The following is a 15,314-nucleotide window of genomic DNA, read 5'->3' as shown; positions in this document are numbered from 1 at the left end:
GAAGAGGCCACCGAAAGCCCATTGACTACGCGCCGCGCCTGGCTCGTCGCTCCTTGTGTCGTCCTGGTGGTGTGCCGGGTGGGCGGATCGGTGGAATCCGGGCGGAGGAGAAGCCCGCCGCCGGTCCTGGCTGGAAGTGGCTGCCTGACCGGCGGCCGTCCGGCGGGTTCCGCGGGTCCGAATGGTCCGGCGGATCGCGGCGGTCGAGTGCGTTCAGTGGGTCCGGAGCGTCGAGCGCCACGCGGACGGCCTCCGCCAGGGCGTCGGGGGTGAACGGCTTGGGCAGGTAGTCGACTCCGAGGCTGGCGCCGTGGCCGGCGAGCACGCCGCGGCTGTAGGCGGACGTGAACACGACCGGTAGGCCGGGGAACATCCTGGTCAGCTCCTCGGCGAGCTGGCGGCCGTTGCGGCCGGGCAGGATGACGTCGGTGACCAGCAGGTCGACGGAGGTCAGGCCGCGGGCCAGATCGATCGCCATCCGGCCGTCCGCGGCGCACACCACGAGGTGGCCGGCGGCCCGCAGGACCCGTTCGGCGAGTTCGCGTACGGCGTCGTCGTCCTCGGCGAGCAGGATGGTCGCCCGTCGGCGACCGGGCGGGCGGTCGTCACGGGGCAGCGGCCACGTCGGCGTGATCTCCCGCGGGTGAGCCGGCCGCCGGCTGGCGACGCTGCCCTCCGACGCCCCCGCGGCCAGCTGACCGGCAGCTCCGACGACCCTCCCGGAAACGCCGGCGTCGGAAGTCTCCGGGGCGTCGGAAGCGCCGCCGGTAGCTCCGACAGCCCCGACGGTTCCGACAGCTCTGGCGGTCCCGCCGACTCCGGTGAGTTCGATGGTGCCGGTGCCGGTGCCGGTGCCGGTGCCGGGCGGGCCGCCGGCAGGGCTGTCCGGGCGGGTGTGGGACGACGCCGGCAGGTCGACGCGGAAGGTGGCGCCGAGTCCCGGCACGGAGTCGACGCCGACGGTGCCCTCGGCCTGCCGCACGATCCCGTACACGGTCGCGAGCCCCAGCCCGGTGCCGCTGCCCGGTGGCTTGGTGGTGAAGAACGGCTCGAAGATGCGGGCACGGACGTCGTCCGGCATGCCGTGCCCGGTGTCGGCGACGGTGAGGCGCACGAACGGCTGGGTGAGTGTGCCGCGGCGCGTGGTGAAGCCGTGCGCCGGTGTGGTCTCGTCGACAAGGTCGACCCGGATGAGCAGCCGGCCGCCCTCCGGCATCGCATCGCGGCTGTTGACGACCAGGTTGACCAGTACCTGCTCCAGCTTGCCCCGGTCGATCCGGACGACGGCCGGCCGTGGCGAGGGGATGACCACGAGGTCGATGTCCTCGCGGATGAGCCGGCGCAGCATGGCCTCCAGCCCGCGGACCAGGTCGTTCAGGTCGACCGGCCCGGGCCGGATGTCGCTCGTCCGCGAGAAGGCGAGGAGCTGGCTGGTCAGCCCGGTGGCGCGCGCGGCGGCGTCGCGGACGGCTGTCAGGTCCTGGCGGACGCCCCCGTCGAGGTCGTTGCGGGCGAGCACGAGGGTGGCGTACCCGTCGATGACGGTGAGCAGGTTGTTGAAGTCGTGCGCGACGCCGCCGGCGAGCTGCCCGAGGGCGTCCAGCCGCTGTGCCTGGCGCAGCTGGGCCTCGATGTTCTTCTGCTCGGTGACGTCGGTGACGATCACCAGCGTCCCGTCGACGGCGCCCGAGGGGCTGACCCGGGCGGTCAGCGCCACCTGGGCGCAGACCTTCCGTGCCTCACTGTGTCTCAGCCACACCTCCAGCCGGCGGGCCGCGCCGCCGCGGATGGCGTCGAGCGCGTCGAGAGCCTCGGCCCGGTCGACGTCCAGAACGAGGTCGACGAACGGAGTGCCGGGAGCGGGCCGCCCGACGAGTGCGGCGAACTGGGTGTTGCAGTAGGTGATCTCACCGGTGGCGCTCAGGAGGACGACGCCGTCCGAGGTCGTCTCGACGATCTCGCGGTAGCGCTCCTCGCTTTCGCGCAGTGTCCGTTGGGTGGCCTCTCGGAGCCGGAGATCCTCGAACAGGGCGGCGCCACGGACGAGCGCCGGGAACCTGCCGCGTAACGTCCAGTACCAGATGCCCACCGTGGYGGTCAGGACGTCCCAGCTGGTGGCGAGGAAGTGGATGTCGATCAGGCTCGGTTCGGCCGCCACCCCGGTTCCGGTGGACGTGCCGGTTCCGGTGGACGTGGCGGTTCCGCCGAGGCCGGTTCCGCCGGCGATGCCGTGCCCGCCGTGGCTGGTGCCGTGCGGGTCGTGAAAGATGTGCGAGCCGTGGCCGATCGCGCACGTGAAGAAGATCGCGGCTGTCGCCAGGCCGAGYGGGTTGTTACGCCACTGACCCGAGTGCCGCAGGCCGCGGGCGATCGACAGGCAGATCGCGAGATACGCGAGGGTCGTTGCGGCGTTCGCCAGCGTCGCCGTCGCCGAGCCGCTCATGGGTCGGCGCCTCGCCCCGGAGTGAGCTGCGTACGCGAGTAGGCACTTCTGGTGACGGAATCCCCCACGAGGCCCATCCTGCTCCGTTCCGTGTTCGGACGGAATACAGACCACTGTGGTCCCAGCTGTGGTCTTCTGTGTCAGACGGATGGCGTCAGGCGTTCAGGCTGGTGGGGGCGATGACGGTGCGATGACGGTGATCCGGCGCCGGCCCGGCTGGGCGATGAACAGCCGGCCGTCCGGCGCGGCGGCCACCTGTCTGGGATCCCGCACCGGCACCGGCACCGGCACGGGGCCGGGCGACGGCGCCGGGCCGGGTGCGCTCGCCACCACGCGCACGGTTCCGTCCACGCGGATCGCCAGGACCCGATGGCCGGACGGGTCGGCCAGGTAGACGGTCCCGTCGCCGGCGAGCGCGACACCTGTCGGGGTACCGATGTCGGTGCTGGCCGCGGCGGCCCCTTCGGTAGCGGGCCGGCCTCCGTAGTCGGTGCCGGCGAACGTCCGGATGCGCCCGTCCGGCTCGACGCAGCGCACCCGCCGGTGCTCCGGGTCGGCGAGAAACAGGCGTCCCTGCCGGTCCGCCGCGAGCGCTGCGGGACGTCCGATCGCCGTGTGCCGCTCCAGCCGCAGGTGGCGGGCCTCGTACACCACCTGCGAAGCCGCCCGACCCGAGGACGCCGAGCACCTGGTAGCCGGGCAGCGCCGCCTCGACTCGCCGACGGCGGCGGTCAGTCACATGGCGGATCGTAGGACAGATCCGGGACGAACTGGCGCCACTCGGACTCGGTGATGCCCACCCCGGCCCGCTCGCAGATCCGGGCCTGGACCCGGTCGAGGTCGAGATCCCAGACCACACCCGGCTCGGTGTAGACGACACCCACCAGACGCTCCCCGTCCCGGGCGAACGCGATCGCGCCGACCCCGGCCTCCGCCCCGGACGACCGGGCCAGCCGCTCGACCAGCGCCGAGCCGCCCCTGTCCCCGGCAACCAGGAACTGACCGTCCGGGGCGAACTCCAGCGCCACCACCGGCGCCAGGTGCAGGTACAGCTCACCGACCTTCGCCGGACGTCCCAGGTCCGAGACGTCGAACAGGTAGGCGGTGTCCCCGTAGCCACCGACGGCCAGACGGTCGGCCACCGGGTCGAACGCCAGCCCGTACACCTCGACATCCGCCTCACGGCCGGGCACCCGGGATGCCATGAACTCACCCGCTTCTCGGCGAACAGATCGAAATCACGTAATCGTGACCGATTGTTCTCTGTACGCACCGATCTTCGAACGGCAGTCACCTGGCCGACAGGATCCGATCGTTACGGTCAGCAGTGTCGCCGGATCCGTCCACCCTCGCGAGGAAGGGGGCCCACTACGAAGATCGCGGACGTCTCGTTCCTCTCGCGGCTCGCGGAGCTCCGGCCGACCCGGCGGCGCAGGCGCCGACCGCCTCTCGACACGGAGCGGATCACCGCGGGCTCGTGCCACGTCGCCAAAACTTCCTGGCCCCCAGCGCCCGGATGGGGCGCGGCGTCCTGTAGCATGACCTCCAGTTCGACAGCAGCCAACCTGGTCCGCCAGGGAAGTCGCTTGGAGCAAAGCCGCTCGATCCTCTAGGATGGGCGGCGGACAACTGAAGACAAACATGGTCCCGTGGTGAAGTCTGGAGTTCACGCCGCCCTGTCAAGGCGGAGGTCGCGGGTTCGAATCCCGTCGGGACCGCGTTGTACGTGAGTGTCACAAAGTAGGACATGGGCAGGTAGCTCAGTCGGTACGAGCGTCCGCCTGAAAAGTGGAAGGTCGGCGGTTCGACCCCGCCCCTGCCCACCCACACCAGCAGGTAAAACGAAGCCCGCCGAGATCATCGGCGGGCTTCGTGGTCTCAGTCCTGGTCTCGTTTGTACCTGTTACCCCGTCGGCGCGAGCACCCCGGACGGCCCGCCGTCGCCGTCGTCACGCTCGTGCTGGACGGCCTGCCAGAGCAGTCCGCCGACCAGATCGGCGATGCCGGTCAGGACCTCGGTGGGCTCTCCGGTGGGGTTCAGGAGCGCGAGTGGACTCTCCTCTGCGATGCAGACGACATGATCAACGGCGTACTGTAGTGACGTGGACTCGTTRCACGCCTTCCGGACCGTTGACGACGCCGCAGCGGTCGCGGTTGGCATGGTCGCGGCCGAGTCCCGCCTGCAGGACATCTGGCGGCACGCAGTTATACAGATGCTCGACGACTACACCAGCGTGCTGCGCCACCAGGGCGCTGAAGCAGCGAGCGCGATGTGGGTGGACCGCCCACGACCGTCCGGCGACCGCCGAGTGGATGCGGCGCTCGCCGCGCTTGGAGAGCACCTCGCCCGTCGAGACGGCTGGCAGACCCCCCCATGGGTGCGCGACCCGGCACTCGAGGCAGTGCCCTGGTGGTTCGTCACCACGCTGAAGGGCCTCCATCCTCGGGCCTTGGTCGAGTCCCCGCTGTCATTCCGCAAACGGGGCGTGTTCATCACCGGCGGCGCGCTCCAGCGGGCGTGACATGACCAGCCCGGGTCTCGGCCGTGAGTCGATCACCAGTCTGCTCCAGGAACTCAACGACGAACTGGGCCGGCGCGGCGCAAAGGCCGACCTTTTCTCGTCGTCGGCGCCGCCCTCGCCCTCGTCCTCGTCTACGACGTGACCCGATCCACCCGCGATCTTGATGCCGTTTTCCTGCCAACCGACGTCGTCCGCGCCGCGGCCTCCGCGCTCGCTGAGCGCCATGCTCTTCCGGCCGACTGGCTCAACGACGCGGTGAAAGGCTTCCTGCCCGGCCCGGATCCGGCCGCGACCAGGTACTTCGAGGCCAACCACCTCGCCGTTGACGTTGCCTCCGCCGAGTACCTGCTCGCGATGAAGCTGTTCGCAGCCCGCGTCGAAGCCGACGCCGAGGACATCGCGTTCCTTTATCGCAAGCTCGGCTACACCACCGTCAGCGAAGGCCTCGACCTCGTCCAGTCCGTCTACCGCGGCCGCCCGATCGATGCAAAGGTCCAGTTCCTCCTCGAAGAGATCGTCGATTCGCTCCACGACGACAGCGACGACAGCGACGACACAGCCCAGGGCGGAGACTCCGCCTGACCTGGCCCAAGCGGCCGCGACTTCTACGTCCGCCAGTTGCAGAACTGGAAGGGCATCGCGCTGCCTGAACGCATGGCCCCCGACGGCCTCGCCCTGTTCACGTGGCTGTGCGCAGTCGGGCGGGCACCGAAACCGCGCGGTGGCTTTCGGGACAGATGGCGCGGTTCGGCGGCGGAGGACCTGGCCCGCCAGCTGCGGGAGAGCGACCTGATAATCGGTGCGATGACACTCGCCGCGCTCATCCTGATGCTGTTCTTTCCGTGCCGGTACCACCGCCACCGGGGGGTCTCACCGGCACGGTCGCGGGCGAGGTATGCCAGGGTCTGATTGCCACTGCCGCGATGGGACTCCTGCTCTGGAGCGGTACCTGGGTTCTCGTCCGCGGTCGGATGGGCTGGCGGGACATCCTGCCCGCAGCCGTGTTCACCACGGTCGGCCTGACCGGCCTCGGGATGGCGAGCCGGCTGCTCTTCTCGGCGTCGATCGTCGAGAAGGAGCGGAACTACGGTGAGATCGGAGTAGATTTCACGTTTCTTTCGCAGCTGATCGGAATCGGGGTCTTTTTTGCCGGAAGGTCGACCGTCGGCAGTTGGTAAAACGAACAGGACCTATCCGTCATCCGCACGGTAGGGTAACTTTTGAGATCTTTGTTCAGGTGATTTTCCATAGCTGCCCGGGGCCCGCCGAACGTGCCGGCGATGCTCGTTGATCCACGTCAGCGCTGTGGCAGATTCTCCTTCTTTCCGCCGTCAGAGCCGCGAACCGTGTGATGGCGCGCAGTTCGGGTAGGTCTCTCTCGAGAGTCATCGTTGAGATCTGATGTCGGCCTGTGTAAGGGGGATTCGTCATGGATTATTCGCTTCTGTCGGCCTTCTGGACGATGCTGCTGTTCTTCGGGCTTCTCCTGTGGCTTTACCTGCTCTTCGTTATTATCTCGGACATTTTTCGCAGTCGCGACCTCTCCGGCTGGGGGAAGGCTGGATGGTTGGCTGCCGTTATCATCCTCCCGCTTCTGGGTGTTCTGGCGTACACCATATTCCGTGGCGATTCGATGGGCGAGCGGGCAGTTGAGGACCGGCAGCGGCAGCAGGCCTTTTACCAAGCGTTCCAGCCGTCCGCGGTGCAGTCTCAGGGGGTTGCCGATGAAATGGCGAAGCTGGTCAATCTCCGGAGGAACGGAGAGATCAGCGAGGAGGAATTCGAGCGGGCGAAGTCCCGCGTTCTGACCTGAGTCTCGAAGTGAGATCAGTCAGTCGTGCGGGCGGCTGACATCGGGCCGGCCGCCATCGGGCGTGTCGGCCCTGGAGGCGGTCCGGGACATCAACGCGGCGGCGACCAGGCCGAGGACGCCGATGACGGCGAGTGTGGCCATGGCGGTGGCGTAGGCGTTCGTGGTCAGGCCGGCGACGAGGATGGTTCCGGCGATGGCGGTGCCGAAGGAGGAGCCGAGGTTCGAGATGCTGCGGGAGAGGCCGGAGATCTCGCCTTGGCGTTGTTCGGAGAAGGAGGACTGGACGACGTTGACCGAGGGGGTGAGCATCACGCCGAGGCCGAGACCGATCAGTAACAGCCCGGGAGCGAACGCCCACGGGTTGCGTGATCCGGCGACCAGGCCGATCAGGAGGATGATTCCGGTGATGGTCAGGGCGAACCCGGTCGTGATCAGGGTGCCCTGGGAGCGACGTTTCGCGAGCCGCTCAGCGGCAAGCGACGAGGCGAGCAGACCGACAGTGGCCGCGGTGAAGATGAGGCCGGTCTTGATGGCGTCGTAGCCGCGTACCACCTGGAGGAACGCGGCGACGGTGAAAGACGAGCCCATGAGCAGCAACCACTGGATGTTCTGGGTGACCAGGCCGAGGTTCGAGTCGCGGTTGCGGAACAGACTGGTGGASAGYAGGGGCTCCCGGCYGGCTCGCTCCTCGAGGCGCACCCAGTGYAGGAACCCGGCCAGCACGAGCATGCCTGCGGCCAGGAGGGCGGCCGCCAGAGCCAGGTTGTTGTCGGTGGCGAGGATGCCCATGACAATCAGGGTGAGGCCGCCTGCGGAARGGACCGCGCCGGGGATGTCGAAGTGACGGTGCGGGTCCGGCGGGAGCGGGTCGGTGATGGACCGGCTCAGCACGATAATGAGTGCGATGACCAGGGCCTGAAAAGCGARTGCCGCGCGCCAGCTGATCGCGGAGGTGATCAGGCCGCCGATGAGCGGGCCCGCCGCCGCCCCGAGTCCGCCAGCGGCCATGATGACTCCGAAGGCGCGGGCGCGTGCGGCGAGGTCGGTGAACAGCAACGTGGTGAGAATGTAGACCGGGGGGATCAGCAGGGCGGTACCGACACCTTCCAGGATCGAGTTGCCGAGAATCAGTACGCCCAGGCCCGGCGCGGCGGCGCTGAGCACGGCACCCGTCCCGTACACCGCGAGCCCGGCCAGGAAGCAGCGTTTGCGGCCGAATCGGTCGGTCAGCTTGCCGCCGGGGATCATCAACGCGGCCATGACCAGGAGGAACACGGTGATGGCGACCTGAACGCCCTGGACGGTCGTGTCGAGGTCGCGGCTGATGTCGTTGATCATCACATTCATGTTCGACCCGGCGAAGCTGCAGATGAACTGCGCGAGCGCGAGCGGTGCCAGGACTCGTCGGTCGGTGCCGGCCGGCCGCGGCGGGGTGTGGGTGTGGGTACCTGCGTCGGGTGTCTGTTCGGTCATGGCCGCCGCCTACCTCGTTTTCCGTCGTGCCGCCGGCGGTCAGCGAGCCAGGTGCTCGGCGCGGTCGAGCTCCTCGTCGAGGGYGATCGCGGCGTCGATGAGTGCGAGGTGGGTGAAGGCCTGGGGGAAGTTGCCGAGCTGTTCGCCGGACGGTCCGATCTCCTCGGCGAACAGGCCGACGTGGTTGGCGTAGGTGAGCATCTTGTCGAAGGCGTAGCGGGCCTGGTCGAGGCGGCCGGCGCGGGCGAGGGCCTGCACGTAGAGGAAGGTGCAGAGGTTGAAGGTGCCTTCGGAGCCCCGTAGGCCGTCGGGGGATGCGGTGGGGTTGTAGCGGTAGACGAGACTGTCACTGACGAGTTCGTCGTTCATGGCGTCGAGAGTGCTCAGCCAGTCGGGGTCGTTCGGGGCGAGGAAGCCGACGCGGGGCATGARCAGCAGGGAGGCGTCGACGACGTCGGTGTCGTAGTGCTGGACGAAGGCACGGCGCTTGTCGTTCCAGCCGCGGTCGATGATCTGCCGGAAGACGGTGTCGCGGGCCGTCTGCCAGCGGGTGAGGTCGGCGGGACGGGAATGGGCGGTCGCGAACGTGATGGCTCTGTCAAAGGCGACCCAGGTCATGAGGCGGCTGTAGGTGAAGTTCTGCCGGCCACCGCGGGTTTCCCAGATGCCTTCGTCCGGGCGGTCCCAGTGGTCGGCGAGCCAGTCGATGACGGCGGTGAAGGCGTTCCAGCCGCGGATTCCGCCGATGTCCCTCGCCTCGGCGAGGGCGTAGGCGGCCTCGCCGTAGATGTCGAGCTGAATCTGGTCGGCGGCGGCGTTGCCGGCTCTGACCGGCGCGGAGCGGCGGTAGCCCTCCAGATGGTCGAGGATCTCCTCGGTCAGGTGGGGTTCCCCGTCGACGCGGTACATGATCTGAAGCGGTTCGCCGGACGCGGTCCAGCCTGCGTCGAGGCGTTCGCGTAGCCAGCGGCGGTAGGCGTCCGCTTCGCGGGTGAAGCCGAGCGTGGTCAGGGCGTGGACAGACAGGGAAGCGTCGCGGATCCAGGTGTAGCGGTAGTCCCAGTTGCGTTCGCCGCCGATCTGCTCCGGCAGACCCATCGTGGCGGCGGCGATGGGAGCGCCGGTGGGTGCGTAGGTGAGCAGTTTCAGGGTGATCGCCGAGCGGGTGACCATCTCGTGCCACCGGCCTCGGTAGCGGGAGGCGCGCAGCCAGGTCAGCCAGAAGGCACGGCAGGCGTCGAACGCAGCGATGATCGCCTGCACGGTGGGTGGCGGACCGCCGGGACGCCCGTCGCGGGCGGCGGCGTCACCACTCTCGCTGGTGAGGACAACCGCGGCCATCTCGCCGGCGTCGAGGGTGAAGCGGGCGGAGACGTCGTGGCCGTCCGGATGGAGCGCGATCGGGGCGGTCGCCTGCACGTGAAGATCCGTGTCAGGGCCGTGGAACAGCACCGATCCGTCGTCGAGATGGCGCAGCGTGTGGGACGCGCGACCATAGTCGAACCGTGGCCGACACAGCAGCTCGAAGGGCAGACTGCCGCGAACCACCCGGGCGACCCGGATCAGCCGATGCCGCGCCGACGGGGTGGTCGAGGGGTCGGGCTCCATGAAGTCGAGCACCTCGCCCACCCCGCCCGGGGCCATGAACCGGGTGACGAGCACGGCGGTATCGGTCAGGTAAAGCTGCCGGACAGAGACCTCGCCGGCCCCACCGGCCTCGCCGAGGTCAGCGGCCAGGCGGCAGTGACCGCCACGATCGCTGTCGAGCAACGAGGCGAACAGGCTCGGTGAGTCGAACCGCGGGGTGCACCACCAGTCCAGGGTCCCGTCGGCGGCGATCAGCGCCGCGGTCTGCAGGTCGCCCACGAGACCGTGATCCGCGATCGGTGGGTAGTCGTTCACGGTGGTTCCTCCCGCAGTCGTCGCGGACCATGAGCATGCCGGCGGCCCGAGCCCACGGCATGCCCCAGCCCTGGTTGCCCGCGACGCGCGAGGGCGGCGACATGATCCTGCAGCACTCAGGAACACGCCCGCGGAAACCCTCGCTGCGTCGACGAGTGAAATGCGTAGTTGAAGGATCTCCAGCCCAGAAGGTCCCTACCGCAATCTTGAGCTCGTAACTGTCGAACTCTCCCCTGCTGCCGGCAGGCCCGACAGGCCCCAACGTCCATCCTCCGTCCCGTGGACCAGCACCGCACCTTCACCGCAGGTGACAGGGACGGCCGCCGCGACAGCCGTCGGATGGTATGTCACAACCTGTACGTCACCACAGATTCCGCGTCCTATTTGAGTAATCTCGTTTCCGTGGACAGGCGTGTCGCAGCGAGAGAAAGACGGCGCCACCGAGAAACCGGGGCAGCTTCACGCTTCTTACACAGGAGACTGCGGATGGAAGGGGCGCTGGTGTGGCGTGTCGGTGACGACGAGTGCCGTGGATGGGGGTATCTCCCGCCACACCCCGGGTAGCTCGCTCAGCGGTTCCGACAGGACTGCGCGGGCGTCGGCGGGTATGCGCCGCAGGCGTTCGTGCTCGGGGTAGAGCATCCGGATTGCGTCGACGCCCTCGCTCATGTACAAAGTGTTGACCACCGGTCCGCTGGCGTATCTGGCCGCGAACAATGTTTCGCCGTCGGCCAGCCCGACCGTCATCTGCAAGGGCTCGGCAACACCCGCGGCGGTTCCGGTGCTCTCGACGAAACCGGCCATTCGTTCCAACCCCCCAATGGGGTCTTCCTCCAGCCCGAACGTCAGGGCAAGGTGGAACATTACCTCGGAATCCGTCGAGCCTTTTATGTTACTGAACAGGTCAGGGCGCACGGCCATCAGCAGGTCGCGGCGAATCAAGTCGAAGCCGTCGATGTATCCGTTGTGCACGAAAAGCCATTTCTGATAGCGGAACGGATGGCAGTTCGTCTTCTGTACCGGTGTTCCGGTACCCGCCCGCACGTGCGCGAGGAACATCGGGGAGTAGATCTCGTCGGCCAGTTCCCGAAAATTCTCATCACCCCACGCGGGTGAGTCGCTGCGAAAGATGGCCGGGATCCTGCGCCGACTGTACCAGCCCAGACCGGTCCCGTCGCCGTTCGGTTCGAGCAGGTCCGGCCCATGTCTGACGCTCTGGGCAATCAGTGATCTCTCAGGATCGTACAACAACACGCGTGGGACGATCGGCTCGCCCCGGTACCCCATCCACCTGCACATGTCACCCTCCGGTCTGCTACAGCAAGGGTGCCCACACGGCCTCGAGACAACCGCGGCTTTCCCGCCAGTACAGATCTTCAATGGTCAGGGTCTGGCTACAGGGGTCTGGATCGAGGGTCAGGCCGGTTTCGCCGAGGAAGTAGGCGATGATGCCGGGTCGGTGCTGAATACGTTTGAGTAGGGCCCTGATCGTCCTGCGGCCCTGCTCGAACGCTTACACGATGGTCATGAAGTGGTCGCCGGAAAAGGATAATCCGCCATCTCGCCTCAGCCCGGGACCGTCGTACCCTGGCCGTCGCCTCAGGATGTCTTTGGCATCAAACCCCGGCGCCGCGGGTGTGACGCAGCCGTTGTCGAGGTTTCCCGGCCGTCTGCCCTCTCCTCTGGTCAACTGGGCGGGYCCATACGAGGCAGGAGTACAGCAATATGGACTCCGCGGTCGCGGTCGTGGCCTGCCCAGGCACCGCTGCCAACCCGCCTCGCCCGTCTCTGTCCAAGGGCCGAGAATTTGATCACGGAGACTGACCTGACAACGATGGCTCCTGTGGAACCGAGGGCGGGAGGATGCGTCGCAACAGCGGTCACCGTCGACCTCTCGCCGGTCTGTCGATGAGAACCACCCTATTCCCTTCCTGGAGGGGCGGGTGTCGAGGCATCCCCCCGCGCGGCCTCGGCAGCCGTGTCGCCCAGAAACGGACGCAGCCACTGGGCCCCGGGATCGGCGTCGATGAGCAGGGCCTTGGCCAGCAGGGTCATCGGAACCGCCAGCAGCGCCCCAAGCGGGCCCAGAACGAACGCCCAGAACACCAGCGACAAGAAGGTCAGCGTAGCGGAAAGTCCTACCACGTTGCCGACGACCTTCGGCTGGATGAACGATTGCGCGATCATATTGATCGCCGAGTAGACCGCTACGACCCAGAGCATGCGGGCCACGCCCCCTTCGAGCAGGCCAAGTAGAGCGGGTGGTATCAGGCCAACTACGAACCCGATGTTGGGGATGTAGTTGGTGATGAACGACAGCAACCCCCACAACAGCGGTAGCGGAATCTCCAGCAAGTGCAACGCAAAGACGTCGAACGCGGCAACGATCAGGCCGAAGAGTGAGGAGACAGCCACATATCGGCGCGTGTTGAGGGAAAACTCTCGCAATGCTCCGACCTGGAGCGGCCGTGACCCGGCGGCGACGTCGAGCCGGCGGGAGAACGAATCCCCGTCGATTGTCAGGAAAAAGACCAGCGTGACGAGGAAAACCAGATTTGACCCCGCCGAGGCCAACCCGGAAAGGAGGTGCTGCAGCGCACCGGACAGTTCGGACAGGTCGAGCCGGCTGACCATGGCGCTGGCTTGTTCGGGCTGGACGCCGAGGCCCTCCAGCCACTGGGCAGCCTGGTTGCGCAGGTTGTCGGACTGCACCCCGTAGTCGGGCAGCAGCGTGATCAGCCGAGCGGTCGACGCGACCAGGGCAACCACCAGGCCGACCAGGATCGTATATATCGTCGCCATCACCGCGATGATGCCGACCCATCCGGGAGCCCCGCGCCTGCGCAGACGCACTTGCAGCGGGTGCACCGTGACGACGAGGACCAACGCCAGAAATGTCGGGCCCAGCGTGTCCCGGAATGCCCGAATTCCGGCTGCGGCTACAACTATGGACGCCAGTCCCAACAGAATGACGATTGGGCGCGCCAGAAAACCTGTAGGGGCACCAGTTGACGAAATCCGCACCGATTTTCCGACCCTTCGCGCTCGCGTAGCAGGCTCGGCAAAATGATCATTTGACTCTGGCTGTGGCCGGTGCGAACCTCGCGAAGAAATATCAATCGGACGCGAGAGGCCCCACGATGCCATTAACGAGGAAGTATAGCCCGCTCGCCGCGGAAATCAGAAGGACGGTATCTCATCCGCGACGCCTCGTCCACGCGTTGTACGTGGCAGGAATCCGCGCAGTCCGTCGCGGCGCGAACATTGTGAGAAGGATTGGCAATTCGGTCATGGGCAGCACGAGTGACGCGCACACGAACAGGGGCAGGACGGTGAAACCCGGGCCGAGATCGGCATCGACAAGATTATTCGGGGCGGCGGCATGGAACGCGAAGGTCAGATATGTGACTGCCCCGAGGAAGAAGATGGTCCGGGCTCGTGCAACATCCCTGCTGACGAAGATGTCTTCCGGTGATTGGTCGCGTACCGCGTCCGACCCGTCCGCTTCTGGTGAGGGTGCGATGCGTCGGGACGTCCGGGGAGCGCCCACCCAGACCCGCCGGCACCATGGCGGAGCAGCAAGTAGTTGAACTGACAATGGTCAGCACCCCCGAACGGCACCGGCCACGCTCTCCTACACCCAGCCCCTGTCACCGGCCCGCGCCCCTCCCGCGGCGCGTGGCCGACACCGCGAACTCCCCAGAGAGCACCTCCCGGCACCGCCGCCGTAGCCGCCACCGACCCGCACACCGCCGGTCGTCAGGGTGAGGCTCATTCGCCACCACCTCCAGTCGCTGCTCCCTGAAGCGCGCTCCCCACAGAGTCGAAATCAGATGATGGGTCGAGGTGCGGTCGTTCCGCTGGCGCCGGTGTCGGAGCTCGCCGGGTTCCGGTTCCAGCCGACGGTGATGGTCCCGGCGGTCCGGTGATGCCTGCGATTCGGGTCTTCAGGACGATGCTCGACTGGGCTGGTACCGCAGGGCGACCGCCCCCGACCGGAACTCCTGGCGCTCCACGAGCTTCAGCTCGAGCCGCTCGCTCAGGCCGGCGAACAACGTCGGTCCGTGGCCCGCCACGACGGGTTGCACGACGAACTCGTACTCATCGATCAAACCCAGATCCGCCAGGGCCAGCGGGAGGGTCACGCCTCCCACGAAGAGGCCTCTGCCAGGCTCCCGCTTGAGCTGCGCAACGGCTTTCCCCAGGTCACCCTGCACGAGCTCCGCGTTCCAGTCGACCCGGTCCAGGGTGCCCGACACGACGTACTTCTTTGCCTTGTCGATCGTCCGGGCGAAGGGGACCATCCAGTCGGCCATCCAGTCAGGCCACGTTCCCGTCGTCGGCTGCCGCCACGCCGCCTCCATCATCTCGTAGGTCACCCGACCGAAGAGAAGGGCATCGGCTCGTTCCAGGCTGGCGGCCCAATAGCGATGCGACTCGTCGTCCGGGATCATCCCTACCCGGTGGTCGCAGCAGCCGTCGAGGGTGATGTTGATCGAGTATCGGAGCGGTCTCACGGGTTGCTCTCCCCTGCTGTGGTCGTGGGCATCCGGCGGTCAGTGATCAGACCGGCGCCGCCGTCCTTTCTCATCGGTCCCCCGTTCGGATCTGCTGAGAGGGCTCGAGGATCGGGCGACCGTGGCCTCGAAGGTCTGCCGAGGGGTGCTCACCGTCACCGACTCTGGTTCTCCCCGGACGTGGCCCATGGCCAGCGTCCGACCGTCGGGTGTCTCGGCCGGACCGAGTACGACCTTGTCATGTGCGAGGTCGTGCCAGCCGAACCGGTAGACCGGGTCGGCTGGGCTCAGTGTCGCGTGGGTACCGTTCAGGTAGCCGATCATGAGGTCGCCGTCGGCCCGCCAGGCTGTCACCTGGTCGCCCATGTCGACGCGGTCGTCCGTTACCTGGGTTACGCCCGAGCCGCTCGACAGCGTCAGTCCGTCACCGACGAGGCGGAACTGACCGTCGTTCAGGCCGGCCAGAGCGAGGGCGGCCGCAACTGCGACGACCACGACGCCGAGGCCGCCGCCTCGGAGCAGGCGGCGGCGTGCTCGTGTTCTGCGGCCGGCTGTCAACGCCGCGGTGACAGGAACCGTGCCGATCGGTGGATGGGCGCGTAGCGCGAGCGACATCGCGTTCGGACATGTCCTCGCAGTAACGG

At 67.7% G+C, this 15,314-nt stretch carries 14 protein-coding genes and 2 tRNA genes; 7 read left to right on the top strand and 9 right to left on the bottom strand.

Annotated elements, in window-relative coordinates:
* Positions 1-25: 25 nt before the first annotated feature.
* The 3 genes from CC117_RS29325 to CC117_RS29315 all read right to left on the bottom strand — a co-directional run bounded on the left by CC117_RS29325 (position 26) and on the right by CC117_RS29315 (position 3,648).
* The gene (locus CC117_RS29325) at positions 26-2,443 is read right to left on the bottom strand and encodes a hybrid sensor histidine kinase/response regulator (RefSeq protein ID WP_071090169.1); all 2,418 of its coding nucleotides are present in this window, start codon (positions 2,441-2,443) and stop codon (positions 26-28) included.
* A 162-nt stretch (positions 2,444-2,605) separates the two neighbouring features.
* Positions 2,606-3,097 (bottom strand): NHL repeat-containing protein, encoded by a 492-nt coding sequence (locus CC117_RS29320; protein WP_071090166.1) that lies wholly within the window; start codon positions 3,095-3,097, stop codon positions 2,606-2,608.
* 77 nt (positions 3,098-3,174) lie between these two features.
* Positions 3,175-3,648 (bottom strand): WD40 repeat domain-containing protein, encoded by a 474-nt coding sequence (locus CC117_RS29315; RefSeq protein ID WP_071090163.1) that lies wholly within the window; start codon positions 3,646-3,648, stop codon positions 3,175-3,177.
* A 438-nt stretch (positions 3,649-4,086) separates the two neighbouring features.
* Here CC117_RS29315 and CC117_RS29310 point away from each other — a divergent pair.
* The 7 genes from CC117_RS29310 to CC117_RS29275 all read left to right on the top strand — a co-directional run bounded on the left by CC117_RS29310 (position 4,087) and on the right by CC117_RS29275 (position 6,778).
* Positions 4,087-4,161 (top strand) — tRNA-Asp (locus tag CC117_RS29310).
* A gap of 31 nt (positions 4,162-4,192) precedes the next feature.
* Positions 4,193-4,266 (top strand) — tRNA-Phe (locus tag CC117_RS29305).
* A 71-nt stretch (positions 4,267-4,337) separates the two neighbouring features.
* Positions 4,338-4,541, top strand: a complete 204-nt coding sequence (locus CC117_RS37115; RefSeq protein ID WP_131803155.1) for a hypothetical protein — start codon at positions 4,338-4,340, stop codon at positions 4,539-4,541.
* A 4-nt stretch (positions 4,542-4,545) separates the two neighbouring features.
* Positions 4,546-4,965 carry a hypothetical protein gene (locus CC117_RS29295; RefSeq protein ID WP_241830537.1) on the top strand — a complete coding sequence of 140 codons (420 nt, stop codon included), beginning with the start codon at positions 4,546-4,548 and terminating at the stop codon, positions 4,963-4,965.
* Between the two features lie 138 nt (positions 4,966-5,103).
* Positions 5,104-5,547: a hypothetical protein gene (locus CC117_RS29290; RefSeq protein ID WP_241830536.1), complete on the top strand. Its 444-nt coding sequence runs from the start codon at positions 5,104-5,106 to the stop codon at positions 5,545-5,547.
* A 260-nt stretch (positions 5,548-5,807) separates the two neighbouring features.
* Positions 5,808-6,143 (top strand): hypothetical protein, encoded by a 336-nt coding sequence (locus CC117_RS39495; protein WP_241830535.1) that lies wholly within the window; start codon positions 5,808-5,810, stop codon positions 6,141-6,143.
* A gap of 251 nt (positions 6,144-6,394) precedes the next feature.
* A complete protein-coding gene (locus CC117_RS29275) occupies positions 6,395-6,778 on the top strand; it encodes an SHOCT domain-containing protein (RefSeq protein ID WP_071090148.1) in 384 nt (127 codons plus the stop codon).
* An 18-nt stretch (positions 6,779-6,796) separates the two neighbouring features.
* Here CC117_RS29275 and CC117_RS29270 read toward each other — a convergent pair whose 3' ends face one another.
* The 6 genes from CC117_RS29270 to CC117_RS29245 all read right to left on the bottom strand — a co-directional run.
* Positions 6,797-8,251, bottom strand: a complete 1,455-nt coding sequence (locus CC117_RS29270) for an MFS transporter (RefSeq protein ID WP_071090145.1) — start codon at positions 8,249-8,251, stop codon at positions 6,797-6,799.
* Positions 8,252-8,290: 39 nt separating this feature from the next.
* Positions 8,291-10,153 (bottom strand): glycoside hydrolase family 15 protein, encoded by a 1,863-nt coding sequence (locus CC117_RS29265; RefSeq protein ID WP_071090142.1) that lies wholly within the window; start codon positions 10,151-10,153, stop codon positions 8,291-8,293.
* A 468-nt stretch (positions 10,154-10,621) separates the two neighbouring features.
* Positions 10,622-11,452 (bottom strand): class II glutamine amidotransferase, encoded by an 831-nt coding sequence (locus CC117_RS29260; RefSeq protein ID WP_071090139.1) that lies wholly within the window; start codon positions 11,450-11,452, stop codon positions 10,622-10,624.
* 621 nt (positions 11,453-12,073) lie between these two features.
* A complete protein-coding gene (locus tag CC117_RS29255; RefSeq protein WP_071090136.1) occupies positions 12,074-13,177 on the bottom strand; it encodes an AI-2E family transporter in 1,104 nt (367 codons plus the stop codon).
* 923 nt (positions 13,178-14,100) lie between these two features.
* Positions 14,101-14,670: a dihydrofolate reductase family protein gene (locus tag CC117_RS29250; RefSeq protein ID WP_071084862.1), complete on the bottom strand. Its 570-nt coding sequence runs from the start codon at positions 14,668-14,670 to the stop codon at positions 14,101-14,103.
* Between the two features lie 39 nt (positions 14,671-14,709).
* A partial coding sequence (locus CC117_RS29245) for a hypothetical protein (protein ID WP_206744825.1) occupies positions 14,710-15,314 on the bottom strand: 605 nt, incomplete at its 5' end.

The sequence above is a fragment of the Parafrankia colletiae genome, from assembly GCF_001854655.1.
Classification (GTDB): domain Bacteria; phylum Actinomycetota; class Actinomycetes; order Frankiales; family Frankiaceae; genus Parafrankia; species Parafrankia colletiae.
This window is presented reverse-complemented; position numbering and strand designations above follow the sequence as displayed.

What these genes read in the sequence shown, in the direction of transcription:
- CC117_RS29315 (WP_071090163.1), bottom strand. Translation starts at nt 3,648, where the DNA reads ATGGCATCCCGGGTGCCCGGCCGTGAGGCGGATGTCGAGGTGTACGGG.
- CC117_RS29275 (WP_071090148.1), top strand. Translation starts at nt 6,395, where the DNA reads ATGGATTATTCGCTTCTGTCGGCCTTCTGGACGATGCTGCTGTTCTTC.
- CC117_RS29260 (WP_071090139.1), bottom strand. Translation starts at nt 11,452, where the DNA reads ATGTGCAGGTGGATGGGGTACCGGGGCGAGCCGATCGTCCCACGCGTG.